Annotated in this window: 32 protein-coding genes; 30 read left to right on the forward strand and 2 right to left on the reverse strand. The window is 45.1% G+C overall.

Annotation, left to right across the window (positions count from 1 at the left end):
• The first annotated feature begins 281 nt into the window (after positions 1 to 281).
• From V5G28_RS22300 to V5G28_RS22310, 3 genes are all read left to right on the forward strand, one after another.
• Positions 282 to 2,462, forward strand: coding sequence for a cation:proton antiporter (locus tag V5G28_RS22300; RefSeq protein ID WP_096567033.1), 2,181 nt, complete (start codon positions 282 to 284; stop codon positions 2,460 to 2,462).
• Between the two features lie 71 nt (positions 2,463 to 2,533).
• Complete coding sequence (locus V5G28_RS22305; RefSeq protein ID WP_332987621.1) at positions 2,534 to 3,109, forward strand: hypothetical protein; 576 nt, start codon at positions 2,534 to 2,536, stop codon at positions 3,107 to 3,109.
• A gap of 314 nt (positions 3,110 to 3,423) precedes the next feature.
• Positions 3,424 to 4,533, forward strand: coding sequence for an AMIN domain-containing protein (locus V5G28_RS22310; RefSeq protein ID WP_332987622.1), 1,110 nt, complete (start codon positions 3,424 to 3,426; stop codon positions 4,531 to 4,533).
• 182 nt (positions 4,534 to 4,715) lie between these two features.
• On the opposite strand, the gene V5G28_RS22315 is transcribed toward V5G28_RS22310, so the two are convergent.
• The gene (locus V5G28_RS22315; RefSeq protein WP_073629618.1) at positions 4,716 to 5,258 is read right to left on the reverse strand and encodes a DUF3172 domain-containing protein; all 543 of its coding nucleotides are present in this window, start codon (positions 5,256 to 5,258) and stop codon (positions 4,716 to 4,718) included.
• A gap of 394 nt (positions 5,259 to 5,652) precedes the next feature.
• Here V5G28_RS22315 and V5G28_RS22320 point away from each other — a divergent pair, with 394 nt between their 5' ends.
• Positions 5,653 to 6,474 (forward strand): ABC transporter permease, encoded by an 822-nt coding sequence (locus V5G28_RS22320; RefSeq protein WP_096567039.1) that lies wholly within the window; start codon positions 5,653 to 5,655, stop codon positions 6,472 to 6,474.
• Positions 6,475 to 6,596: 122 nt separating this feature from the next.
• Here V5G28_RS22320 and V5G28_RS22325 read toward each other — a convergent pair whose 3' ends face one another.
• Positions 6,597 to 7,073 carry an NAD(P)H-quinone oxidoreductase subunit N gene (locus V5G28_RS22325; protein ID WP_332987625.1) on the reverse strand — a complete coding sequence of 159 codons (477 nt, stop codon included), beginning with the start codon at positions 7,071 to 7,073 and terminating at the stop codon, positions 6,597 to 6,599.
• Positions 7,074 to 7,965: 892 nt separating this feature from the next.
• Between V5G28_RS22325 and rplC the strand changes: the two genes are divergently transcribed.
• The 26 genes from rplC (at position 7,966) to rplQ (ending at position 22,744) form a co-directional block, all read left to right on the forward strand.
• Positions 7,966 to 8,607 (forward strand): 50S ribosomal protein L3, encoded by a 642-nt coding sequence (gene rplC / locus V5G28_RS22330; RefSeq protein WP_041036085.1) that lies wholly within the window; start codon positions 7,966 to 7,968, stop codon positions 8,605 to 8,607.
• Positions 8,608 to 8,675: 68 nt separating this feature from the next.
• The gene (gene rplD, locus V5G28_RS22335) at positions 8,676 to 9,308 is read left to right on the forward strand and encodes a 50S ribosomal protein L4 (protein WP_332987627.1); all 633 of its coding nucleotides are present in this window, start codon (positions 8,676 to 8,678) and stop codon (positions 9,306 to 9,308) included.
• Positions 9,301 to 9,615 (forward strand): 50S ribosomal protein L23, encoded by a 315-nt coding sequence (locus V5G28_RS22340; RefSeq protein WP_096567046.1) that lies wholly within the window; start codon positions 9,301 to 9,303, stop codon positions 9,613 to 9,615. Before rplD ends, V5G28_RS22340 begins: the two co-directional genes overlap by 8 nt.
• A gap of 4 nt (positions 9,616 to 9,619) precedes the next feature.
• Entirely contained in the window at positions 9,620 to 10,483 is an 864-nt protein-coding gene (gene rplB, locus V5G28_RS22345) for a 50S ribosomal protein L2 (protein ID WP_096567048.1), read from the forward strand.
• A gap of 109 nt (positions 10,484 to 10,592) precedes the next feature.
• A complete protein-coding gene (gene rpsS / locus V5G28_RS22350) occupies positions 10,593 to 10,871 on the forward strand; it encodes a 30S ribosomal protein S19 (RefSeq protein ID WP_096571328.1) in 279 nt (92 codons plus the stop codon).
• Positions 10,872 to 10,970: 99 nt separating this feature from the next.
• Positions 10,971 to 11,336 (forward strand): 50S ribosomal protein L22, encoded by a 366-nt coding sequence (gene rplV / locus V5G28_RS22355; RefSeq protein ID WP_073629602.1) that lies wholly within the window; start codon positions 10,971 to 10,973, stop codon positions 11,334 to 11,336.
• Between the two features lie 38 nt (positions 11,337 to 11,374).
• Complete coding sequence (gene rpsC, locus V5G28_RS22360) at positions 11,375 to 12,142, forward strand: 30S ribosomal protein S3 (RefSeq protein ID WP_041036075.1); 768 nt, start codon at positions 11,375 to 11,377, stop codon at positions 12,140 to 12,142.
• A 97-nt stretch (positions 12,143 to 12,239) separates the two neighbouring features.
• Positions 12,240 to 12,665, forward strand: a complete 426-nt coding sequence (gene rplP, locus V5G28_RS22365) for a 50S ribosomal protein L16 (RefSeq protein ID WP_073629598.1) — start codon at positions 12,240 to 12,242, stop codon at positions 12,663 to 12,665.
• Between the two features lie 3 nt (positions 12,666 to 12,668).
• Positions 12,669 to 12,902 (forward strand): 50S ribosomal protein L29, encoded by a 234-nt coding sequence (gene rpmC / locus V5G28_RS22370; RefSeq protein WP_332987633.1) that lies wholly within the window; start codon positions 12,669 to 12,671, stop codon positions 12,900 to 12,902.
• Positions 12,903 to 12,908: 6 nt separating this feature from the next.
• Complete coding sequence (gene rpsQ / locus V5G28_RS22375) at positions 12,909 to 13,157, forward strand: 30S ribosomal protein S17 (protein ID WP_096567053.1); 249 nt, start codon at positions 12,909 to 12,911, stop codon at positions 13,155 to 13,157.
• A 52-nt stretch (positions 13,158 to 13,209) separates the two neighbouring features.
• Positions 13,210 to 13,578, forward strand: a complete 369-nt coding sequence (gene rplN / locus V5G28_RS22380; protein WP_096567054.1) for a 50S ribosomal protein L14 — start codon at positions 13,210 to 13,212, stop codon at positions 13,576 to 13,578.
• Positions 13,578 to 13,934, forward strand: a complete 357-nt coding sequence (gene rplX, locus V5G28_RS22385) for a 50S ribosomal protein L24 (RefSeq protein ID WP_096567056.1) — start codon at positions 13,578 to 13,580, stop codon at positions 13,932 to 13,934. Before rplN ends, rplX begins: the two co-directional genes overlap by 1 nt.
• Positions 13,935 to 14,035: 101 nt before the next feature.
• Positions 14,036 to 14,584 carry a 50S ribosomal protein L5 gene (gene rplE / locus V5G28_RS22390; protein ID WP_096567058.1) on the forward strand — a complete coding sequence of 183 codons (549 nt, stop codon included), beginning with the start codon at positions 14,036 to 14,038 and terminating at the stop codon, positions 14,582 to 14,584.
• A gap of 20 nt (positions 14,585 to 14,604) precedes the next feature.
• Positions 14,605 to 15,006 (forward strand): 30S ribosomal protein S8, encoded by a 402-nt coding sequence (rpsH, locus tag V5G28_RS22395; protein WP_073629588.1) that lies wholly within the window; start codon positions 14,605 to 14,607, stop codon positions 15,004 to 15,006.
• Positions 15,007 to 15,129: 123 nt separating this feature from the next.
• Positions 15,130 to 15,675, forward strand: coding sequence for a 50S ribosomal protein L6 (gene rplF, locus V5G28_RS22400; protein ID WP_073629586.1), 546 nt, complete (start codon positions 15,130 to 15,132; stop codon positions 15,673 to 15,675).
• Positions 15,676 to 15,677: 2 nt separating this feature from the next.
• Positions 15,678 to 16,040: a 50S ribosomal protein L18 gene (rplR, locus tag V5G28_RS22405; protein WP_332987638.1), complete on the forward strand. Its 363-nt coding sequence runs from the start codon at positions 15,678 to 15,680 to the stop codon at positions 16,038 to 16,040.
• A 74-nt stretch (positions 16,041 to 16,114) separates the two neighbouring features.
• Entirely contained in the window at positions 16,115 to 16,639 is a 525-nt protein-coding gene (rpsE, locus tag V5G28_RS22410; RefSeq protein ID WP_041037869.1) for a 30S ribosomal protein S5, read from the forward strand.
• 79 nt (positions 16,640 to 16,718) lie between these two features.
• On the forward strand, positions 16,719 to 17,168 hold the full coding sequence (rplO, locus tag V5G28_RS22415) for a 50S ribosomal protein L15 (protein WP_332987640.1): 450 nt from the start codon (positions 16,719 to 16,721) through the stop codon (positions 17,166 to 17,168).
• A 71-nt stretch (positions 17,169 to 17,239) separates the two neighbouring features.
• Positions 17,240 to 18,553: a preprotein translocase subunit SecY gene (secY, locus tag V5G28_RS22420; protein ID WP_073629580.1), complete on the forward strand. Its 1,314-nt coding sequence runs from the start codon at positions 17,240 to 17,242 to the stop codon at positions 18,551 to 18,553.
• Positions 18,553 to 19,104, forward strand: a complete 552-nt coding sequence (locus V5G28_RS22425; RefSeq protein WP_096567064.1) for an adenylate kinase — start codon at positions 18,553 to 18,555, stop codon at positions 19,102 to 19,104. The genes secY and V5G28_RS22425 overlap by 1 nt, the downstream gene beginning before the upstream one ends.
• A gap of 196 nt (positions 19,105 to 19,300) precedes the next feature.
• Complete coding sequence (gene infA, locus V5G28_RS22430; RefSeq protein ID WP_006276978.1) at positions 19,301 to 19,525, forward strand: translation initiation factor IF-1; 225 nt, start codon at positions 19,301 to 19,303, stop codon at positions 19,523 to 19,525.
• Between the two features lie 477 nt (positions 19,526 to 20,002).
• A complete protein-coding gene (rpmJ, locus tag V5G28_RS22435; RefSeq protein ID WP_071599794.1) occupies positions 20,003 to 20,116 on the forward strand; it encodes a 50S ribosomal protein L36 in 114 nt (37 codons plus the stop codon).
• 106 nt (positions 20,117 to 20,222) lie between these two features.
• Positions 20,223 to 20,603 carry a 30S ribosomal protein S13 gene (gene rpsM, locus V5G28_RS22440; RefSeq protein ID WP_096567066.1) on the forward strand — a complete coding sequence of 127 codons (381 nt, stop codon included), beginning with the start codon at positions 20,223 to 20,225 and terminating at the stop codon, positions 20,601 to 20,603.
• A gap of 54 nt (positions 20,604 to 20,657) precedes the next feature.
• Positions 20,658 to 21,056, forward strand: coding sequence for a 30S ribosomal protein S11 (rpsK, locus tag V5G28_RS22445; RefSeq protein ID WP_332987645.1), 399 nt, complete (start codon positions 20,658 to 20,660; stop codon positions 21,054 to 21,056).
• A gap of 350 nt (positions 21,057 to 21,406) precedes the next feature.
• Positions 21,407 to 22,354 (forward strand): DNA-directed RNA polymerase subunit alpha, encoded by a 948-nt coding sequence (locus tag V5G28_RS22450; RefSeq protein WP_096567072.1) that lies wholly within the window; start codon positions 21,407 to 21,409, stop codon positions 22,352 to 22,354.
• A gap of 39 nt (positions 22,355 to 22,393) precedes the next feature.
• The gene (gene rplQ, locus V5G28_RS22455) at positions 22,394 to 22,744 is read left to right on the forward strand and encodes a 50S ribosomal protein L17 (protein WP_332987647.1); all 351 of its coding nucleotides are present in this window, start codon (positions 22,394 to 22,396) and stop codon (positions 22,742 to 22,744) included.
• Positions 22,745 to 22,763 lie beyond the last annotated feature (19 nt).

Below are 22,763 nucleotides of genomic sequence, written 5' to 3' on the forward strand. Positions count from 1 at the left end.
TTTCAATTGATGGCAAGCTAAGCAAAAAATTCAGTTCTCAAGTTTGTAGTTCCCAAGCACAGCTACATACTCATTCACTTGTTCATACAATACGTTATTATTTTTATTTTTCAAACTAAAACATACAGCAAATAACCTATCACATTTGAAACTGTGTGTTAATAACAATTAACATCCAATCCAAGCAGTAAAACATCCGAATTTAGCCACAGAAGGTTGACAGATTTCAGCGATATAAAGAATCATCTTAGGAACACCGGATAGTCGCTTGTAAGGAAAACATGCACACAGTTGTTCTTGTTCTGGTTGAGGTAGTGATTGTTATTGGACTATCACGGTTAGTAGGGCTTGCCTTCCGGTGGATTAACCAACCACTCGTTATTGGAGAGATTGTTGCTGGGATTATGCTCGGACCATCTCTTTTTGGTTTGGTTGCTCCGGGGTTAGCAGCTACCTTGTTTCCACCTGAGACAATTCCCTTCCTCAATGTGCTGTCTCAGGTAGGGCTGATATTTTTCATGTTTTTGATTGGGCTAGAGTTAAACCCCAAATACCTGAGCGGCAATTTAGAAGTAGCGATATTAACATCTCACGTCAGTATATTAGTACCGTTTTCACTGGGAACGCTGCTAGCGGTTCTGCTGTATCCTTTAGTTTCCAATGCGAGCGTCTCGTTTACCGCCTTTGCTCTGTTTTTGGGTGCGGCAATGTCGATTACCGCTTTTCCGGTACTGGCACGTATTATTACTGAAAACAACTTGCAAGGAACTCGTTTGGGAACTTTGGCGCTCACTTGTGCAGCAGTGGATGATGTGACCGCTTGGTGTTTGTTGGCGGTGGCGATCGCCGTTGCACATACTGGTAGCATTGTCAAAGCTATCCCCACCATCGTCTATTCCCTGATCTACATCGGTTTGATGGTGACAGTGGGGCGAACTTTCTTGCAACGCCTTGCCAAGTACTACCGCCGCACCAGACGCCTGAGCCAATTTGTCCTAGCTTTGATTTATGTGGGAGTAGTGGCTTCTGCTTTAATTACCGAACTGATTGGCATTCACCTCATATTTGGAGCGTTTTTAGTAGGGGCAATAATGCCCAAGAATGCAGGTTTAGTGCGGGAAATAGCAGTCAAAACAGAAGATTTTGTCCTGATAGTTCTGCTACCAATGTTTTTTGCTTACAGTGGTCTGCAGACGCAAATTGGTTTGCTCAACAGTCCAGGGTTATGGGCGCTGTGCTTTGCTGTGCTAGCAGTCGCAATCATAGGTAAATACGTTGGCACGTATGTAGCAGCTCGCGTCAGTGGCATAGATAACCGACAAGCCTCAGCACTCGGTTGGTTAATGAATACTCGCGGCTTGACTGAGCTTATCGTACTAAATATTGGTCTGAGTCTCGGAGTCATTTCGCCGCTACTGTTTACCATGCTGGTGATTATGGCATTGGTAACAACATTTATGACCTCGCCACTGCTAGAGCTAACCTATCCGAAAAAGCTCATTAAGTTAGATATGGTTGAGCAAGAACCAGAAGAAACAGGTATAGACACTTCTACTGATGAGGATCAGAGCAATCGTCCTTACAGAATTTTGGTTCCAGTCGCAAATCCCACTAGCCAAAAAGATTTGATGCAGTTAGCTGTAGCAATTGCTGTCAACTACCAACAACCCGCCGTTATTCATCCCCTCAGTTTGATTGAGCTCGAAGAAAACTATGCCTTTGAAAGTACCCCACTAGAAGCAGATAGACTGATTGCAGAGCGCCGCCAACAGCTAGAAGAATTGATTTCACGTCTAGAACCATCAGAAGCAGCCTCCTACGTACATCCAATTGTTCGCATATCAAACAATGTTGCACGGGAAACAGCACAAATTTCCTTACTCAAACAAGCTAATTTAATTCTAATGGGATGGCACCGCCCAGCTTTTAGTCAAAATCGCTTGGGTGGACGAGTCGGTCAAATTCTCACTACTGCGCCAGTGGATGTGGCGGTGTTTATAGATCGGGGAGAAGAGCGTTTAGAAAGCTTGTTGGTTCCTTATTCAGGAAACATTCATGATGATTTAGCACTCATACTTGCTCTGAGATTGCTAGTCAACCGCCCAACTTGTCGTTTGGTGATTTTACACGTGGTGGAAGATAATCAAATCAAAAATGAACTCAGTTACGAGTTTCAGACCATCATGGAGCAAATGCCTCAAAGTTTACGCGATCGCATTGACATTCAAATAGTCGAAGCCACAGAGCCAATTCAAGCCGTAGTCGCAGCCTCAGAAGCCGTTGACCTCACCATTGCTGGTACTAGCCGCGCTTGGGGTATCGAACGTCACTCCCTAGGACGATACACAGATGAACTCGCCATTAAGTGTCGCTCCTCACTACTTATTACCCGTCGCTACAGTCAATTCACATCTCACCTAGCCTCAGTACTTTCTAACGATAAATCAGAAGTCCAAAGTTAGATAAATGATGAATTATGAAATAATGTAATTTTCTTTTTCATTATTCAGCATTCATAATTCATCATTTATTTATGTTTAAATTACACTCTTTTTCTATTACAATGCATCATTTTAACTTGAAATCTTTAACCTTTTATGGTGTGGCAATCAGTTCAGTTTTACTTTTGTTTAAAGTTGTAACTGCTTATGGAGAAAGCAACCTCAAAGCACCCCCGGCAATGAAAAGTCGTTATGGTCTTGTGTTTAATGAAAAATTCCCAATATGCGAGAAATCAAATGTCCTAGTATTAAATATTCAACAGTCAGGAATTTACTTAAATGGATTTTTACTTCCAGCTAGCTCTTATACCAAAAGTTCTAAATTATCTGAAACTACCTCTTCTCTGACAGGTAGACTTGAAAATCGACAATTGAGTTTATCTGGAAAAGCTCCCAGGTACATCTTATGTAATCTTTCAACTTCTCAAACACAAGAAAACATCAGTCAGAAAGATAATTCCTCTATTCCAGTTAACATACAAATCCAACTGACGGATAAAGAAGATTTAAGAGGAGAAATAAATGTGACTGGCACTTCCAAAGCAATTGGATTAATAGCAATACCACAAAAGGAAAATGAACAATCTGAGCAGTCAAACAGTCATTAACCATAAATCGTTAATTAGCTATAGAGGTTCTTTCCTCATATTCAATAGATTTCTTGCAAAAATCAGATTGAAAGCTATTTGGAACCGCAGATGCACAAAGCATTGGACGCAGAGAATTAACTAGTATTGATCTGTGTCCATCTGCGGTTTCATATACACAAAAATGACTTTTGCAAGAGGTCTAGTAAAAGTACGTAGGGCATTCGCCCCACATTTGAGCGTACTACCATCTGACACCTCTGGTAGAACCGACAAGCAAAAAAAAACAGTTGTCATGGACAATTGTGAATGAGTTTTCTGGAGCAGTGAGGAGTATGGATAAGCGATTAATGAATAAGCATTTTTTCCGGTTTTGCAACTATCTGTTTCGGGTTTGCTTGTTTAGCTTGTATGCAACGATGCTTTACGGCAACACTTTAAGCGTGTACGCCCTTGAAACTGGCAATAGTACCAAAAAAACTAATCGTAATGCAGCGCCAGTAGTTAAAAAAGCTAATCGTTATGTAGCGCCAGTAGCCAGACTGGAAGATTGGCGCTTTTACCCAGAGGCGTTACAACTAGAAATGTCGCTCTCAGCAGCTTCACAGCCCCGCCACTTTTACCTCGCTCAACCCCCGCGCATTGTTATAGATTTACCTGGTACTAAGTTGGGTAGAATTCCCACTCAGCAAAATTTTTCTGGAGCAATCCGAACCATTCGCGTTTCCCAACTCAACGCAGATGTTACTCGTATTGTCATGGATTTAGCACCAGGAACTGTCATCAATCCAAACCAAGTGCAACTGCAACCCGTTTCTAGAGAAAATCCCAACCGTTGGGTATTACGTCCCTTAATTGCTAGTAACGGTACCTATTTACCTCAAGGAAACTTGCCATCTCTACCAGGTAACTTACCACCTGGCATGTACAATCCGCCTCAGCCACCAGGTAACTTACCACCTGGCATGTACAATCCGCCTCAGCCACCAGGTAACTTACCACCTGGCATGTACAATCCGCCTCAGCCACCAGGTAACTTACCAACTGGCATGTACAATCCGCCTCAGCCACCAGGTAACTTACCACCTGGCATGTACAATCCGCCTCAGCCACCAGGTAACTTACCACCTGGCGTGTACAATCCGCCTCAAGCTAGCGATTTCAGCGTACCGCCACCATTAACAACCCTACCCCCGACTAACACTAACTTTCCACAAACACCATCTGTGCGAGTACCGCCTTTCACTCCTAATAATCCCTCTCAACTCCCTAGTTCTATTGTTCCCCCGCCTTCTTCTCCATATCAGCCCAGAAATCCTAACAACGCTATTCCTTCTGTGGGTACGCCAAATTTTCCAGTGCCAAACGCCCCCAGCTATCCACCGAGTTATCCAAATTCTAGAGTGATTGAGTTTGGTGATCCCTTTCCCAACGGTACTAGGTAACTCCTGATGTCTTTGAGCAGGGAATAAAGGCATTGCGGTTTATGCCTTTGCTAGTTGATCCACGCTTGTACTCAAAAACCCATACACCCTACCACACAAGCTTTTTAGGCTGTTGAGTAGATTTGTATAGGTTTTTGGGAGCGGTAAGTGTTCTTTCTTCCTTCTTCTGTCTTCGTTCTTTTCTAGAATTTCTCTGTTTCCAGTGTTGGAGCTGATGCTCCTGGAGTATTGATGAAGAAGTTTTTCGCATCATCGTTTTCGTAGGTGCAGCTAATATCGGGTTTGTCGCTGTTCAAGTCACCCGCATAGGCAAAGTGGTTCAGACGATTTTTGCATTCGCTTACCTGGTTTGATGTCACAAGCTTTCGTTGCTCTAAAATCGCCCAGTTACTCGAACGTAAAACACATCCCGGACGCATACTGGGCTGCCCGACGTAGACTTTAAAGGGGTTGAGAGTCACAAACAGTCTGGTGTCCATCACCATAGCGCTGGCTCCATACTGCACGCAAATCTCAGCATTTGGTGCTTTGGTATCAATGAATTCTCGGCTCGCTACGTTGTTTGGAGTAAAGGTAGCCGTGGAGCTAAAAGCAATACCAATCCCAATACCCAAAACAAACACCCCTCCCAAAATTGCTATGGTGGTGAAATTAAAGATAGGCGATTGCAAGATAGAGGGTTTAGGAGTAGTAGTAGCTGTTCTACCAGTGGATTTTCGTCTCATTTTCGTTTAATCAACTTTAGGTTTTGGACAGCAGGGAGTGGGTTCAACTGCTCCCCTTCTTTCAGTATGCCGATTCTTGAGTGTCATTGTCTGTAACTTTTTCTCTTATGTTCCTACCAATTGGCATCATCAGCAAATCCGCTAGACATTTAGGCTTAACTTTAACCATTATTTTTATCTACAATAATTGCCACGCATTTTTCGTCTATTGGTTCATTCAAAATTCAACTTTTAACCAAGTATTTAATCATGAGTCTTAGACTAAAAAGTTACTATGTACAAAAGGTACTGATAAATTGACTGTATGAGAGCTTTTTATTACCTTTGATACTGGTGTCGTCAAGAAATGTAAAATAAAAATTAAGAAAATATTAATACATACACTACAAGTAAAGTGACATTTCAACGAGCCTTGGGCAAGAGTATAAAAATCTCACAATTTCAAACCCTCGTAGCCGATAGCCTGACAATTTTTTGGGGGGATTGGCTAGACTTACGTGTACGAATTGTACAAATCGCTTCGTCGGGATTAATATCTCCACTGATATATATTTTGGCTTTTGGTTTCGGTTTAGGTAGTTCCATCAAACCAGGGGCAGGAATTAGTGCTAATTATGATAACTATTTGGAATTTATTTTGCCGGGGATGGTAGCCCTGTCGTCAATGACAGTCAGCTTTGTTGGAACAACGTTTTCCATCTGCGGGGACAGACTATTTACCAAAAACTTCGACGAATTATTGCTTGTACCCGTGCATCCCCTAGCACTACATACAGGTAAAATGCTGGCGGGAGTGACGCGGGGATTAATGACTTCGTTGGGTGTGATTTTGGTGGCGCTGCTCTTTACTGGGAATTGGAATTTTCTCAACCCGTTGTTTGTGTTGATACTGGTGCTTAGTTGTGCCGTTTTTGCGGGGTTAGGAGTCATTGTAGGTTTGACGGTGAAATCTCTTGAATCAGTCGGACTCTACAACAACTTTATTATTATCCCTATGTCATTCTTAGGAGCAACGTTTTTTGACCCGAGTACATTACCAACAGCCTTGAAATTCGTAGTTTACTTGTTACCCCTGACTTACGCCAGCATCGGATTGCGTGCAGCTGTTTATATGCCATTGTCTCAGTTTCCTTGGTATAGCGTGCCGATTTTACTGGTGATGGCGATCGCTCTTTCGCTTTGGGGTGCTTACGTCTTTTCGCACCAACAAGACTAACGAGATTTTGAATTTTCTGAACAAAATTCCCGACTTCTTGAAAAAGCCGGGAATCTGAATCTGCTCGATTTTCACAATAGATGACAGGGAATAGGTTACAGTTTTTTTCCCTGTTCCCTGTCCTAACCCGCTAAAAGGGTTTTTTGTAAAGGCGTCCAACGGAAGGCGCGATCGCCACCCCTCTCAATCACCACCTTCACTCGTGGTTCCAAGCTGGGTAACGTCACCAAATACTCAATTTCCTGATCAGAAAGAATATGCCCTTCAATAATCCACAACACTAAGCCCTTTGACTTGGGTGGGAGCTGTTCGAGTTGATAGCCAACAATTGGCGGCACATAATACACATAACCTACTGCCGCGCCACTGCCAGTGCTTTTTTTGCCAAGATGAGGAGGTCTCACACCATGAACTCCTGTAAGATAGGCAGCTACATCTCCCAATCCTTTTGCACTCATGTGGAGGCTGACATAACCTGCTGCACGCAGTCGGCGTCTGTACCGACCTTCAAAGCCCCCTTCTAAAGGTACATACACACCAAGAGAGCCGAATTTTTCCAGATCACGAATTAAACCGTTGCCAGTGGTAATTAGTGCCATAATTTGATTTTTGTCCTATCCCACTTCGATATCTCTATTATTTACCGTTAAGCAATAGATTAAGTTCTACAAATTAACTTATGGGCTAGATTAAATTTTTCCGTATATACCAGCCGTCTGCATTTTCCTTATTTTGTCCAAAAACACCAGAAAAATTTGTAGACAAATAGTAGACAAAGATAAATTTATGAGCTATATTATTAGATTGTGGTCAAAAATAAAAATCAGGTTATCGTCTTACTGTCATTTCTAGCTAGTGTTAGCATCAAAAACTGATCATTGAATTCCATATGGAATAAAATAGCAGAAATTGGTAAGAGACTGGTAAACTAGAAAAGCTGCGACGACAACTTAGGAGTGGTTAGTTAAAAAACTAATGCTTGCCTTAGGGCATAAGCAGCATTCACTCCTGAAGCTCACAACAAGGCAAAACCTTAAATAAGCTTGAATTATTGTTTAAGGTAGAGGATGAAGTAGAAACTGAGCAGTAATGTTGGTTTGTAGCATTGCACAAGTCTCAGTGAATGGATACTGGGCAGCTAGCTGCACAAGTCCTACTACAACAAAAACGTGCCAGAGCAATTGCTTGGACAAAAGCATTGCTGCACAAAGCGCAAAGCTATAGCGCCTTGCAAAAAATCTAGAAGTTATCTCTTCCTAGAAGGAAGGTACTTTTGGCTGTTCTGGTGACGAATAACAAGTAAACGGATTGATTAAACAGTACGGAATCTTTGGTGAAGATCCAAAGAAGTTGAATCTGTCATTACCTAAACAGATCGACTTCACAGGTCAGTTCACAAAAAGCCGGAACTCCTCTTGACGGGCGTTGAAACAGCGTACCCGATAAGAATCCGATTCCAAAACAAGTAAGTAAAAAGGAGATCCAGTAACTGTGTCTGTAGGTATTCTCGGCACCAAACTGGGCATGACCCAAATATTTGACGAAGCAGGAGTAGCCATTCCTGTTACTGTCATTCAAGCGGGACCATGCACCGTTACCCAAGTTAAAACAAAACAGACCGACGGTTACTCCGCCATCCAAGTAGGTTATGGCGAAGTCAAGCCAAAAGCGCTGAATAAACCACTGCTGGGACACCTGAATAAAGCATCTGCCCCAGCGCTGCGTCATTTACAGGAGTATCGCATAGATAACTCCGGTGACTATGCTTTAGGTCAACAGATTAAAGCAGATATTTTTAGTGCCGGTCAAACTGTAGACGTAATTGGTACAAGTATTGGTAAGGGTTTTGCTGGTAACCAAAAACGCAACAATTTTGGTCGAGGACCAATGTCGCACGGTTCCAAAAACCACAGAGAACCAGGTTCGATTGGTGCTGGTACAACTCCCGGTCGTGTCTATCCAGGTAAGCGGATGGCAGGACGTTTGGGGGGTACGCGCGTCACAATTCGCAAACTGACTGTGGTACGAGTAGACCCAGAACGCAACTTAATACTCATCAAGGGAGGTATTCCTGGTAAGCCAGGTGCCTTAGTAGATATTGTCCCGGCAACACTAGTTGGTCGTAGTAAATAGCAGTCAGCTTGCTTTTCGCTGATGGCTAGAAGTAGATAGCTGATAGCTATGAAGAGGTAGACAGAGAAATGTTTGAGTATGTAGTCAAAAATTGGCAAGGAGAACAAGTCGAACAAAAAACGTTCGACCTCAAGGTTGCCAAACAGGAAACGGCATCTCATGTCGTACATCGAGCGTTGGTAAGACAAATGACCAATGCTCGCCAAGGAACTGCAAGTACCAAAACCCGTTCTGAAGTGAGAGGTGGCGGTCGCAAACCTTGGCGGCAAAAAGGGACAGGTCGTGCGCGTGCTGGATCTATTCGTTCACCGTTGTGGCGTGGTGGTGGTGTGATTTTTGGACCGAAACCGCGAGATTTTGAGATCAAGATGAACCGCAAAGAGCGGCGTTTAGCTTTGCGAACGGCTTTTGCGAGTCGGATTGACGATTTAATTGTGGTAGAAGAATTTGGAGATCAGATCCAGCGTCCCAAGACCAAAGAGTTAGTGGGAGCGATCGCCCGTTGGGGTTCAGATCCAGAAAATAATACCTTGTTAATCTTGTCCGAACGTACAGAAAACGTATATTTATCAGCTCGCAACGTAGAAAAATTAAAGCTACTTGCCGCTGATCAGTTAAATGTTTACGATTTGCTCCACGCCGACAAGATTGTTGTGACAGCATCAGCACTCGAAAAAATTCAGGAGGTCTACGGTGACTAGATTTGACCCCCGCAACCTTCCCGACCTTGTGCGTCGCCCAATTGTCACTGAAAAAGCGACGATTTTGATGGAGCAAAATAAATACACCTTTGAAGTGGTTCCAAAAGCAACAAAACCACAAATCAGAGCCGCAATTGAAGATTTATTTGACGTCAAGGTCGAAAAAGTCAACACTTCAAGACCACCGCGCAAAAAGCGGCGTGTTGGTAAGTTTATTGGTTTCAAGCCCCAATACAAGCGAGCTATTGTTACAGTGGCAGCTGGGGACGTAGACAAGATTAGACAAGTTCTCTTCCCAGAGGTTTAAGAAAATGGGTACTCGTTCTTATCGCCCTTACACCCCCAGTACTCGCCAAGTTACGATTTCTGACTTCTCGGAAATTACCAAAACCGAGCCAGAAAAATCGCTAACAGTATCGATACATCGTGCCAAAGGTAGAAATAATCAAGGGCGGATCACAGTTCGGCACCGGGGTGGCGGTCACAAGCGCCTTTACCGGATCATCGACTTTAAACGAGATAAGCGTGGTATTCGTGCCACAGTGACGGCAATTGAATACGACCCCAACCGCAACGCGCGGATTGCCCTTTTGCAATACGAAGACGGCGAAAAGCGTTACATCCTTCAACCCAATGGTTTGAAAGTCGGGACAACAGTTGTTGCAGGTCCAGATTCTCCCATCGAAGATGGCAACGCTTTACCCCTATCCAACATTCCCTTAGGAACCGGCGTTCATAACGTAGAATTGAAACCGGGTAAGGGCGGTCAAATCGTTCGCGCTGCTGGTGCGACTGCTCAAGTTGTGGCAAAAGAAGGTAACTACGTTACACTCAAGTTGCCTTCTGGAGAAGTCCGCCTGGTGCGCCGCGAATGCTATGCCACTATTGGACAAGTCGGTAATCTCGATGCTAGAAACCTGAGTGCTGGTAAAGCCGGTAGAACTCGCTGGAAGGGTCGCCGTCCTCAAGTCAGAGGTAGCGTCATGAACCCAGTTGACCACCCACATGGTGGTGGTGAAGGTCGGGCACCCATCGGTAGACCAGGACCTGTGACACCTTGGGGTAAACCTGCTTTGGGCTATAAAACACGCAAGCGTAAGAAACCCAGTAGCAAGTTAATTGTGCGCCGTCGCCGTAAATCTTCTAAACGCGGTCGTGGCGGTCGTGAATCTTAATAGGTGCTGAGAAAGAGTGCCAAGTACTGAGTCAAGAAAACTCGGGGCTTGGCAGTTGGGACTCAGCGCTCAAAATTCATTCAAAGAAGAAGCTAAAAACTTAGTAATTATGGGTCGTTCTCTAAAAAAAGGTCCGTTCGTTGCGGATCATCTGATGACGAAAATTGAAAAGCTCAACGAAAACAACAAAAAAGAAGTCATTAAAACTTGGTCCCGGGCTTCGACAATTTTACCCGTCATGGTAGGTCATACCATTGCCGTTCATAACGGACGCCAGCACGTGCCAATTTTTATCTCTGACCAAATGGTGGGACACAAACTAGGGGAATTTGCCCCGACGCGTACTTTTAGAGGTCACGCCAAGAGTGACAAAAAATCAAATAGATAGTTAAAAGCCCAAAATCCAGAGTGAAAACAGTCAAAATGAGTGGTTGACTCTCGAACGGACGCTTTGCAAGGGTCATCCTCTTGACAAATGGAGAAAAATATGGCAGTAGATAATACGACAGAAGTGAAAGCGATCGCCCGTTATATACGGATGTCTCCCTATAAAGTGCGTCGCGTACTCGACCAAATCCGGGGGCGCTCGTACCGAGAAGCGCTGATTATTCTAGAATTCATGCCCTATCGATCCTGCGAGCCAGTGTTGAAGGTTCTCAGAAGCGCTGCTGCTAATGCGGAGCATAACGCGGGGTTAGATAGAACGAATTTGGTCATTACTCAGGCGTACGCGGATCAAGGTCCGGTACTAAAACGGTTCCAACCTAGGGCGCAAGGTCGTGCTTACCAGATTCGCAAACCGACATGTCATATCACTGTGGCTGTCGCAGCTGACAGCGCCGCAGGCGAATAAAAAATTACCTACAGAAAGAATTTTTAGAGGAAGCATTTGTGGGACAGAAGATACATCCAGTCGGTTTTCGCTTGGGCGTAACCCAAGAACATCAATCTCGTTGGTTTGCTGACCCGAGTCGCTATCCAGAACTTCTACAAGAAGACTACAAACTTCGTCAGTACATAGAACGAAAACTGGGTAGATACGCCCAAAATAATGCCGGAATTTCTGAAGTGCGGATTGACCGCAAAGCAGACCAAATCGATTTAGAGGTACGTACAGCTCGACCTGGTGTCGTTGTAGGTCGAGGTGGGCAAGGCATTGAATCTTTACGTACCGGTCTCCAGCAACTGCTGGGCAGCAATCGCCAAATTCGTATTAACGTAGTTGAAGTACAACGAGTTGATGCGGATGCCTTCTTGATTGCTGAATATATTGCTCAGCAACTCGAACGCCGCGTTTCCTTCCGGCGTGTCGTACGGCAAGCGATTCAGCGTGCTCAACGCGCCGGCATACAAGGGATCAAAATTCAAGTCAGCGGACGGCTCAACGGGGCAGAAATCGCCCGGACAGAGTGGACTCGTGAAGGTAGAGTACCTCTACACACGTTGCGAGCTGACATTGACTACTCATACTGCACGGCAAAAACTGTTTACGGAATTCTCGGCATTAAGGTGTGGGTGTTCAAGGGAGAAATTATTCCCGGACAGGAAGAAACGACTCCCGCAGCAACGACTCGCGATCGTGATCGCGATCGCCCTCCATCTCGCCGCCAACAACAACGCCGTCGCCAACAATTTGAAGACCGCTCAAATGAAGGATAGTCATGAGTCATCAGTCATGAGTCCGGCGCTTTGTGACAAAGGACAAATGCACTAGACAAATGACACTAGACAAAAGACAAAGGACAAAAGACAAATCATGCTAAGTCCAAGAAGAACGAAATTCCGTAAACAACAGCGCGGACGGATGAATGGTCTCGCCACTCGCGGCAGCAGCCTCAACTTTGGGGATTTTGCTCTCCAAGCTCTAGAACCCTGTTGGATCACCTCCCGCCAAATCGAAGCTTCTCGTCGGGCAATGACTCGTTATATCCGCCGGGGTGGGAAAATTTGGATTCGGATTTTCCCCGATAAACCAGTCACTATGCGTCCTGCAGAAACCCGGATGGGTTCTGGTAAGGGTTCGCCCGAGTACTGGGTAGCAGTCGTCAAACCCGGACGAATTTTGTTTGAAATTGCAGGCGTTGCCGAAGAAACCGCGCGCGAAGCAATGCGATTGGCAGCTTACAAGTTGCCCATTAAAACCAAGTTCATTACACGCTCCCAAGAGGAACAGCAGGTGTAAGTTATGCCTCTTCCCAAGATTTCCGAAGCCAGAGAATTAAGTGACGAGCAACTGGCGCAGCAAATTACCGCCGTCAAAAAGGAACTGTTTCAGTTGCGCTTGCAACAAGCAACCAGGCAGCTAGACAAACCCCACAAGTTCAGACACGCCCGCCACCGCCTGGCTCAATTAATGACTGTGGAAGCAGAGCGGAAACGGGCGTCTTCCTCAAGTCAATCGGTGAAAGAATCAGAGTAAAAGATTATGGCAGTTAAAGAACGAGTTGGGTTGGTAGTGAGCGACAAAATGCAAAAAACGGTCGTAGTCGCCATCGAAAACCGCGCTCCCCATCCCAAATACGGCAAGATAGTCGTGAAAACCCGGCGCTATAAGGCGCATGATGAAGAAAATAAATGTAAAGTGGGCGATCGCGTTCGCATTCAGGAAACACGACCCCTGAGTAAAACCAAGCGCTGGGCAGTGGCAGAAATCCTGACAACCAGAATTAGCTAAACATAATTAACTAGTTGTTAGATAGCTAACAACATAAAAAGGGAGAACAATTGTGATTCAACCCCAAACCTACCTCAATGTCGCAGATAATAGCGGTGCCCGTAAACTCATGTGCATCCGCGTATTAGGAGCTGGGAACCGCCGTTACGGCTTTGTTGGCGATCGTATTATCGCCGTAGTCAAAGATGCCCAGCCAAATATGGCTGTCAAGAAGTCTGATGTTGTCGAGGCAGTCATTGTCCGCACCCGACATAACATTAATCGAGACAGCGGTATGAGTATTCGTTTTGATGACAATGCCGCAGTGATCATTAACAAAGACGGTAACCCCAAAGGAACACGGGTTTTCGGACCAGTGGCGCGGGAACTACGTGACAAAAGCTTTACCAAAATTGTTTCTCTGGCTCCGGAGGTGCTGTAATGGTAACTCAGAAGAGAAATCAGCCGAAAGTTTTTTACAAAATGCACGTAAAAACTGGCGATACTGTACAAGTCATTGCTGGGAAAGACAAAGGCAAAGTTGGTGAAGTGATTAAAGCGCTTCCCCAAGTAAGTCAAGTCATTGTCAAAGGTGTAAATATTAAAACTAAGCACGTTAAACCCCAGCAAGAAGGAGAATCTGGACGGATTGTTAATCAGGAATACCCAATCCACAGCTCTAACGTGATGCTATATTCCACCAAGCAAAACGTTGCCAGTCGCATTTCCTACACCTTCACAGAAGAAGGCAAGAAAGTCAGGATGCTTAAGAAAACTGGCGAAATCATAGATAAATAGAAGCTAAGGAGAAGTTAGGAGTTAGGAATAGAACTCATAACTTACAACTCAAAACTTCATTGTTCCCTGACCAAGCCCAGGGATAAAAAGGACAAAAAACTATGGCAGCAATAAGACTTAAAACTGTATACCAAGAAACAATTGTCCCCAAACTGATACAACAGTTTCAGTACACCAACGTTCATCAAGTCCCGAAAGTGGTGAAAGTCACGGTAAACCGTGGTTTAGGGGAAGCATCTCAAAATGCGAAAGCGCTAGAAGCGTCTTTAAGCGAAATTGCCCTGATTACCGGTCAAAAGCCTGTAGTGACGCGAGCGAAAAAGGCGATCGCTGGCTTCAAAATTCGCCAAGGTATGCCCGTTGGTATCATGGTGACCTTAAGAAGCGAAAGGATGTATTCCTTTCTCGACCGTTTAATCAATCTGTCACTACCAAGAATTCGGGACTTTCGCGGGATTAGTCCCAAAAGCTTTGATGGTCGCGGCAACTATACTCTAGGTGTCAGAGAGCAACTCATTTTTCCAGAAGTTGAGTACGACAGGATTGACCAAATCCGTGGGATGGATATTTCCATCATCACCACGGCAAAAACTGACGAAGAGGGTCGCGCCTTACTTAAAGAAATGGGAATGCCCTTTCGGGATCAATAAGTTCATCTAAAGAGGGAACGATGGCGGTTAACGACACAATTGCAGATATGCTCACGCGCATCCGCAATGCCAACATGGCGCGGCATCAAACAACACACGTGCCATCCACAAAATTGACTCGTAGCATTGCAAAAGTGCTGCGCGATGAAGGCTTTATTGCTGAGTTTGAAGAAGCAGGAGAAGGCGTGAAGGGCAATTTAGTGATTTCCTTGAAATACAAGGGCAAGAATCGCCAGCCTCTGATCACCGCCTTAAAGCGAGTGAGTAAACCAGGTTTGCGCGTTTACTCGAATAAAAAAGAACTACCAAGAGTACTAGGCGGTATCGGTATTGCCATTATTTCGACATCAAGTGGCATTATGACTGACCGTGAAGCACGACGTCAAAACTTGGGTGGTGAAGTACTTTGCTACGTTTGGTAGTCATGAGTCATTTGTCATAAGTCATTTGTCATTCGTAAAAGACAAATAACAAAGGACAAATAACATAGACGCCCGGAGGGCGGCTTCCCGAAGGGTAGGACAAATAACAAAGGACAAAAAGTTATGTCTCGAATTGGTAAACGCCCAATTACAGTTCCTGCCAAAGTGCAAGTGACCATTGACGGCACAAAAGTGCTTGTCAAAGGTCCTAAAGGGGAACTATCTCGCGATTTGCCTACTCATGTCACAGTCTCCCAAGAAGGAGAAACATTACAAGTCAACCGTCGCGACGATTCTCGCACATCGCGCCAAATGCACGGTTTGTGCCGCACCTTGGTTGCCAATATGGTTGAAGGAGTTTCCACAGGCTTTCAACGTCGTTTGGAAATTCAAGGGGTTGGCTACAGGGCGCAAGTTCAAGGTCGGAACCTGGTTTTGAACATGGGTTATAGCCATCAAGTGCAAATCGCTCCACCTGACGGCATTCAGTTTGTCGTTGAAAATAATACCAACGTTATTGTCAGCGGCTATGACAAAGAAGTGGTAGGCAACACAGCAGCGAAAATTCGTGCTGTTCGCCCACCAGAACCTTACAAAGGCAAAGGTATTCGTTACGCCGGTGAAGCGGTAAGACGTAAAGCTGGTAAAACTGGTAAGAGTAAGAAGTAAAAATGAAGCTTACAGGTAGAGAATCAAAAGAGCGTCGCCATAGACGCATTCGTGGCAGAGTCAGTGGTTCTACAGAACGCCCACGCTTAGCCGTCTTTCGCTCCCACCAACATATTTATGCTCAAATCATTGATGATACCCAGCATCATACCTTGGTGGCAGCTTCAACTGTAGAACCAGAGTTGAAATCTAAATTAGCTTCCGGTTCTAATTGCAATGCTTCTGTTGAAGTCGGCAAATTAATTGCAGCTCGCTCTCTAGAAAAAGGGATCACCAAAGTTGTCTTTGACCGAGGTGGCAACCTTTACCACGGTCGTGTGAAAGCACTAGCAGAAGCAGCTCGCGAAGCGGGTCTAGATTTTTAAAGGAAGTCATTGGTCTAGCGTCATTAACTAATGACTAATGACTCATGACTTCTGACCATCACGAGGTAATTAAAATGGCAACTGGTCGTCGTAAAACTAACCGTACAAAAAAAGAAGAAACCAACTGGCAAGAGCGAGTCATCCAAATCCGACGCGTCAGTAAAGTCGTCAAAGGAGGTAAAAAACTTAGCTTCCGGGCGATAGTCGTTGTCGGTAATGAACGTGGTCAAGTTGGCGTGGGAGTAGGCAAAGCCTCAGATGTGATTGGTGCTGTAAAAAAAGGCGTAGCCGACGGCAAAAAGCATCTCATAGATATCCCCATGACCAAATCCAACTCCATACCCCATCCTATTGATGGTATCGGCGGCGGCGCTAAAGTGATGATGCGACCTGCTGCTCCTGGTACTGGGGTAATTGCTGGTGGTGCTGTGCGTACAGTACTCGAATTGGCAGGAATTCGTAATATCCTCGCTAAGCAACTTGGATCAAATAATCCTCTCAATAATGCCAGAGCCGCAATTAATGCCCTAGGTACCTTGCGAACCTTTGCAGAAGTTGCCGAAGACCGAGGCATTCCTGTTGAAAATCTTTACATTTAAAAATCGATATTTGTCCTTAGTCCTTGGCAAATGACAAAGGACAAATCATAGGTGACTAATTTTACATAAGGTTTCGACTATGAGACTCACTGATGTTCGTCCTCAAAAAGGCTCTAAGAAACGCCCTCGTCGTTTAGGTAGGGGGGTTTCTGCCGGTCAAGGCGCTAGTGCCGGTAAAGGTATGCGTGGTCAAAACGCGCGTTCTGGTGGCGGTACCCGACCTGGATTTGAAGGGGGTCAACAGCCATTGTACCGCCGTATTCCTAAGTTGAAAGGCTTTCCCCTCATTAATCCTAAGAAGTACACTACGATTAATGTAGAAAAGCTAGCCTCCCTGCCTGCAAATACAGAAGTCACACTGAGCTCCTTAAAAGAAGCTGGTATTCTCACTGGGAGTCGAGGATCTTTGAAGATTTTGGGGGATGGGGAATTGAGCGTTCCGCTCAAGGTGCAAGCGGCTGCTTTTACAGGTACAGCTCGTAGCAAAATTGAGGCAGCTGGTGGGAGTTGCGAAGTAGTTTCAAAGTAAGCCAAAAAGCGCGCACCTACGACAAGCCTACCCCAGCCAAGCGCCTCACTTAACTAGCAAGGTAGCCCTTTATGATCAGTCGAGACAAAGCCCCAACGGCTCAAGAAACTTTTATGCAGATGGCGCAAGCAGCAGGGCTGCGAGGTCGGCTGCTTGTCACCCTCGGTATTCTCTTTTTGATTCGTCTTGGCATACATTTGCCCATACCAAATATTAATCGAGACGAGTTTGCCAGAGCTATCCAAGGTAATAACCAAATATTAAGCTTTTTGGATATCTTTTCTGGAGGTGGACTCTCTGCTTTGGGAGTCTTTGCCTTGGGTATTTTGCCTTACATTAACGCTTCGATTATCATCCAATTGCTCACCGCTGCCATCCCAGCTTTAGAAAATTTACAGAAAAATGAAGGTGAAGCAGGACGGCGCAAGATTTCCCAAATTACACGCTATGTGTCTTTGGGTTGGGGGATTATTCAAAGTGTCTTCCTAGCAGCGTTCTGGCTCAAACCCTTTGCCTTCAACTACGGACCGATTTTTGTCATTGAGACAGCGCTCGCTCTTGTAGCTGGTTCGATGTTTGTCATGTGGGCATCAGAAGTCATTACAGAGCAAGGTGTTGGCAATGGTGCATCTTTATTGATTTTTGTCAATATTGTGGCAACACTGCCAAAAGCCTTGGGCGACACTATCGATTTTGTACAAAGCGGAAGCCGAGAAACAGTAGGTCGCGTTATCGTACTACTGCTGCTTTTCATCGCCACGATTGTTGGAATTGTGTTTGTCCAAGAAGGAATCCGCCGCATTCCGATTATTTCTGCTCGCCGTCAAGTTGGTCGCAGAATTTTTGCAGAGCAGCGTAACTACCTACCCCTACGACTCAATCAAGGGGGCGTCATGCCGATTATTTTTGCAACTGCAATTCTGAGTTTGCCCCTTTTGGCAGAAAACTTCATCCGCAATCCAGAGTATTCAAAAATAGTTAACACTTATCTGATCCCAGGTGGTTCTCAGCCTTGGGTATATGCCCTTATCTACCTAGTTTCGATTGTGTTCTTTAGCTACTTCTATTCTTCGTTGATTGTCAACCCAGTTGATGTGGCGCAGAACTTGAAGAAGATGGGATCTAGTATACCAGGGATTCGTCCGGGAAAGGCAACTAGCGAGTATATTGAGCGCGTTCTTAATCGACTCACTTTTTTAGGTGCTATCTTCTTGGGCTTGATTGCGATTATCCCTACCGCTGTTGAAAGTGCTTTGAATGTGCGAACCTTTAGGGGACTAGGTGCTACCTCTCTCTTGATTTTAGTGGGTGTAGCGATTGATACATCAAGACAAATCCAAACCTATGTTATCTCTCAGCGCTATGAAGGAATGGTGAAACAATAGTGACACGAGTAATCTTCTTGGGACCGCCTGGAGCTGGTAAGGGAACGCAAGCGAAAACGCTAGCTGACAACTGGAATATTGCCCATATTTCTACGGGTGACATACTACGCCAAGCCCTAAAAGAGCAAACGCCTTTGGGTGTCAAGGCTCAAGGTTATATGGACAAAGGTGAGTTGGTTCCTGATCAGCTAGTGCAGGAAATGGTGCAGGAACGTTTGAGTCAGCCTGATACTCAATCAGGTTGGATTTTGGATGGCTTTCCCCGTACCGTTAATCAAGCAGTTTTCTTAGAGGAGTTGCTGCAAAAGCTAAACCAGCATGGCGAAAAGGTGGTCAATCTGGAAGTGCCAGACGAAATTCTGATAGCGCGCTTGCTGCAGCGAGGAAGAAAAGATGACACCGAAGAGGTGATTCGTCGCCGCTTAGAAGTCTACCGCTCTGAAACGGCACCCTTGATTGACTTTTACAGCAGTCGCCAGACTCTGCTCAGTGTCAACGGCGATCAGTCCCCAGAAGAAGTCACTAGCGAATTGCACAAGCTCATCGCCTAGAAAGAGGGAATAGGTTACAAGTTTGAGGTAACAGGTTTTTCCCTGTCGCTTGTTCCCTGTTCCCTGTCCCGACAGATCTATGTCAAGATTGGATAAGATATATTAATAAACTGTTGATATATTCTCCGAATTATGTTTTTTAGCAGGCTACAACACGCTGCAACAAACCAGGAGACTGTTGAGTTGAGGAAAAAACTTGTCTAAGCAAGATTTGATTGAAATGGAAGGCACGGTCACAGAGTCCCTGCCAAATGCAATGTTTCGCGTTGATCTGGATAACGGCTTTAATGTCTTGGCTCACATTTCTGGCAAGATTCGCCGTAACTATATCAAAATTTTACCTGGCGATCGCGTCAAAGTAGAACTGACACCTTACGACTTGACAAAAGGTAGAATTACTTATCGACTACGTAAGAAATAGGCAATTCTCAAACTCTTTACAGGAGGCAAATGAATTATTGATTAACCAAGATGCGATTCAAATAGAAGTTACTGTAACTCAGGTATGACCTTGTGAGAGTTTCCTTTATGAAATTTTCGGCGTCGATGTGAACAATGGCTCTCATGTCCTAGTTTACCAAGGCATGAAAGTATCGGACATAAGGAAGTTTTTCCAAGAGTGACCGCCTGAACAATAGCAAAAAGGCAGTCGCCTTCGACACTGGAATTTCTTGCAAGCGCGAAGCGGGCGCTCTGCGCCATCGCCTCAAAGTTAGCCTCAAACACAACGCCTCAAACACAACGATATAACCAAAAGTCAAATGAGTCATCAAATGTGACAAGAGTAAATATATGTAATAAATCATACCATAAAACTTTTTTTGTTTTTACGATGCTTTTTACTGATTAATTTACCCTAAAATGTTATAATCTACCATTTGGAGTCAAAAGAAAAGCGATGAAAGTCAGAGCCTCTGTCAAGAAAATCTGTGAAAAGTGTACCGTGATTAGACGTCGTGGTCGCGTCATGGTGATTTGTGTGAATCCCAAGCATAAGCAGCGTCAAGGATAACACAGCACTTAGAGTGAACATTCATCGTCGGTGCGTCATCTGATAACTGTTGACTGCTAACCGACAAACATTTACACCACTAGCTTTTAGAAATAGGGAGATTGTTGTGGCACGTATTGCCGGAGTAGACCTTCCACGTGACAAACGGGTTGAAATCGGTCTCACTTACATTTATGGAATAGGGTTATCTCTGTCGAAAGAGATTTTAGAGGCTACGGCTGTTAATCCTGATACCCGTGTTAAAGACCTGAGCGATGCTGATGTAGCAGCCCTGCGCGGAGAAATAGAAAGCAACTACCAAGTAGAAGGTGATCTAAGGCGCTGGGAGGCAATGAACATCAAGCGCTTAATCGACATTGGCACCTATAGGGGTCGCCGTCACCGGATGGGATTACCAGTCAGAGGACAAAGGACTCGTACTAATGCCAGAACTCGTCGAGGAAGACGGCAAACAGTGGCTGGTAAGAAGAAAGCACCATCCAAGTAATTTTTTCTTTGCTTACCTACAGCAATACTTAATCTTAATTTAACTGAGTGTAATATGGCGCGACAGCAAAACAGCAAAAAATCCGGAAGCAAAAAGCAAAAACGCAACGTCCCAAATGGGCTGGGTTACATCCAGTCTACTTTCAACAATAGCATTGTCACCATTACCGATCAAAATGGAGATGTCATCTCCTGGGCAAGTGCTGGCTCTAGCGGTTTTAAGGGAGCAAAGAAGGGAACTCCTTTTGCAGCACAGACCGCAGCGGAAAGTGCTGCACGTCGAGCGATCGACCAAGGGATGCGCCAAATTGAAGTTATGGTCTCAGGTCCAGGAGCAGGTCGAGAAACGGCTATCCGAGCCCTCCAAGGAGCAGGACTGGAAATCACGCTGATTCGGGATATTACCCCGATTCCTCATAATGGTTGCCGTCCGCCCAAACGCCGCCGAGTATAGATACAAAATGATTGGGCGGTGAGGGCAAAGAGTTTGAGGAGCGCCTTCGTTGCAGAAAATTATGGAGGATACCTCCAATATGGGGAGTTTCCTTCACCAACCAGAAAGCAACTTCTGCAAGAAACTCAAAACTTCAAACAACCCAAAACACTATTAGCGCCCGCTGGCTCTTTGGGGATTCAAACTTCACCGCCATCGAAAAATCCAGTTTGATAGACCAAAGTAGGTCAACAGGGCATTAAGTAAAGAAAGCGAGGACACTGGGAAAGACGGTTTTCGTCGCAACCAAGTGTCTGTATAGGCAAAGATTTTCCCTGCTAGCAGGACCTTATAACAAGGGAGGCTACTCCGTGGCGCAGTTTCAAATTGAATGTGTAGAGTCAAATTCTGAGGAAAATAGGAGCCACTACAGTAAATTTGTCTTGGAACCTCTCGAGCGTGGTCAAGGAACGACAGTTGGCAATGCCCTGAGACGGGTTTTACTGTCTAACCTAGAGGGTACAGCAGTCACAGCAGTTCGGATTGCAGGCGTTTCACACGAGTTTGCCACAGTTTCGGGCGTACGGGAAGACGTGCTGGAAATCCTAATGAAAATGAAGGAAGTCGTCCTCAAAAGCTATTCTGCTCAACCCCAGATTGGTCGCTTACTCGTTACAGGTCCAACAACAATTACTGCGGCACATTTTGATTTGCCAAGTGAAGTCGAAGTCATCGATCCGACCCAGTATGTAGCCACTATAGCTGAAGGTGGCAAGCTGGAAATGGAGTTTCGGATTGAAAGAGGCAAAGGATATCGCACTGTAGAACGGAGTCGTGAAGAAGCGACATCGTTGGACTTTCTGCAAATCGACTCGGTATTTATGCCAGTGCGGAAAGTGAACTACAGCGTTGAGGAAACCCGTGGAGATACTGGGATACCAAAAGACCGTCTGCTGTTGGAAGTTTGGACAAATGGCAGTCTAAGCCCCCAAGAAGCACTGTCTTCTGCCGCGACTATCCTGGTGGACCTATTCAATCCGTTGAAAGATATCTCGCTTGATACACCCGATATAGGCGCAGAAGTCTCAGAGGACCCAACTGCCCAAATTCCAATTGAAGAGTTGCAACTTTCTGTGCGAGCGTATAACTGTCTCAAACGGGCACAAGTTAACTCTGTTGCTGACTTGTTGGATTACACCCAAGAAGACCTATTAGAAATTAAAAACTTCGGTCAGAAGTCAGCTGAAGAGGTCGTTGAAGCTTTACAGCGACGCTTAGGAATTACTTTGCCGACTGAAAGAGCTTCCAAACACACCTAAGAGAAAACCTTAGATAATTTTCATTTGTAGTGCATAATTATGCGTCACCGTAATGGGATTAAAAAACTCAGCAAACCAGCTGACCAGCGTCGCGCCCTGTTGCGAGCGCTTACTACGGAAGTGATCCGTCATGGACGAATCACTACCACTTTAGCTCGAGCTAAGGTGGTACGCTCCGAAGTAGACAAAATGATTACTTTAGCCAAAGACGGTTCTCTAGCAGCACGCCGTCAAGCCCTGGGCTACATATACGACAAAGAACTGGTTCATGCTTTGTTTGAGCAAGTTCCCACTCGGTATGGTAATCGCCAAGGAGGTTATACCCGCATTCTGCATACCGTACCTCGTCGGGGTGATAATTCTGAGATGGCAATCCTCGAACTCGTCTAATTCTATTGTGGATTTAGGA

This window comes from Scytonema sp. PRP1 (assembly GCF_036697665.2).
Taxonomy (GTDB): domain Bacteria; phylum Cyanobacteriota; class Cyanobacteriia; order Cyanobacteriales; family Nostocaceae; genus Kalymmatonema; species Kalymmatonema gypsitolerans.

Bases quoted from the DNA above. Each gene is read 5' to 3' on its own strand.
- V5G28_RS22300 (WP_096567033.1), top strand. From the start codon at position 282: ATGCACACAGTTGTTCTTGTTCTGGTTGAGGTAGTGATTGTTATTGGA.
- V5G28_RS22305 (WP_332987621.1), top strand. From the start codon at position 2,534: ATGTTTAAATTACACTCTTTTTCTATTACAATGCATCATTTTAACTTG.
- V5G28_RS22310 (WP_332987622.1), top strand. From the start codon at position 3,424: ATGGATAAGCGATTAATGAATAAGCATTTTTTCCGGTTTTGCAACTAT.
- V5G28_RS22315 (WP_073629618.1), bottom strand. From the start codon at position 5,258: ATGAGACGAAAATCCACTGGTAGAACAGCTACTACTACTCCTAAACCC.
- V5G28_RS22325 (WP_332987625.1), bottom strand. From the start codon at position 7,073: ATGGCACTAATTACCACTGGCAACGGTTTAATTCGTGATCTGGAAAAA.
- rplD (WP_332987627.1), top strand. From the start codon at position 8,676: ATGTTTGAGTATGTAGTCAAAAATTGGCAAGGAGAACAAGTCGAACAA.
- rplB (WP_096567048.1), top strand. From the start codon at position 9,620: ATGGGTACTCGTTCTTATCGCCCTTACACCCCCAGTACTCGCCAAGTT.
- rpsS (WP_096571328.1), top strand. From the start codon at position 10,593: ATGGGTCGTTCTCTAAAAAAAGGTCCGTTCGTTGCGGATCATCTGATG.
- rplV (WP_073629602.1), top strand. From the start codon at position 10,971: ATGGCAGTAGATAATACGACAGAAGTGAAAGCGATCGCCCGTTATATA.
- rplP (WP_073629598.1), top strand. From the start codon at position 12,240: ATGCTAAGTCCAAGAAGAACGAAATTCCGTAAACAACAGCGCGGACGG.
- rpmC (WP_332987633.1), top strand. From the start codon at position 12,669: ATGCCTCTTCCCAAGATTTCCGAAGCCAGAGAATTAAGTGACGAGCAA.
- rpsQ (WP_096567053.1), top strand. From the start codon at position 12,909: ATGGCAGTTAAAGAACGAGTTGGGTTGGTAGTGAGCGACAAAATGCAA.
- rplX (WP_096567056.1), top strand. From the start codon at position 13,578: ATGGTAACTCAGAAGAGAAATCAGCCGAAAGTTTTTTACAAAATGCAC.
- rplE (WP_096567058.1), top strand. From the start codon at position 14,036: ATGGCAGCAATAAGACTTAAAACTGTATACCAAGAAACAATTGTCCCC.
- rpsH (WP_073629588.1), top strand. From the start codon at position 14,605: ATGGCGGTTAACGACACAATTGCAGATATGCTCACGCGCATCCGCAAT.
- rplF (WP_073629586.1), top strand. From the start codon at position 15,130: ATGTCTCGAATTGGTAAACGCCCAATTACAGTTCCTGCCAAAGTGCAA.
- rplR (WP_332987638.1), top strand. From the start codon at position 15,678: ATGAAGCTTACAGGTAGAGAATCAAAAGAGCGTCGCCATAGACGCATT.
- rpsE (WP_041037869.1), top strand. From the start codon at position 16,115: ATGGCAACTGGTCGTCGTAAAACTAACCGTACAAAAAAAGAAGAAACC.
- rplO (WP_332987640.1), top strand. From the start codon at position 16,719: ATGAGACTCACTGATGTTCGTCCTCAAAAAGGCTCTAAGAAACGCCCT.
- secY (WP_073629580.1), top strand. From the start codon at position 17,240: ATGATCAGTCGAGACAAAGCCCCAACGGCTCAAGAAACTTTTATGCAG.
- rpmJ (WP_071599794.1), top strand. From the start codon at position 20,003: ATGAAAGTCAGAGCCTCTGTCAAGAAAATCTGTGAAAAGTGTACCGTG.
- rpsK (WP_332987645.1), top strand. From the start codon at position 20,658: ATGGCGCGACAGCAAAACAGCAAAAAATCCGGAAGCAAAAAGCAAAAA.
- rplQ (WP_332987647.1), top strand. From the start codon at position 22,394: ATGCGTCACCGTAATGGGATTAAAAAACTCAGCAAACCAGCTGACCAG.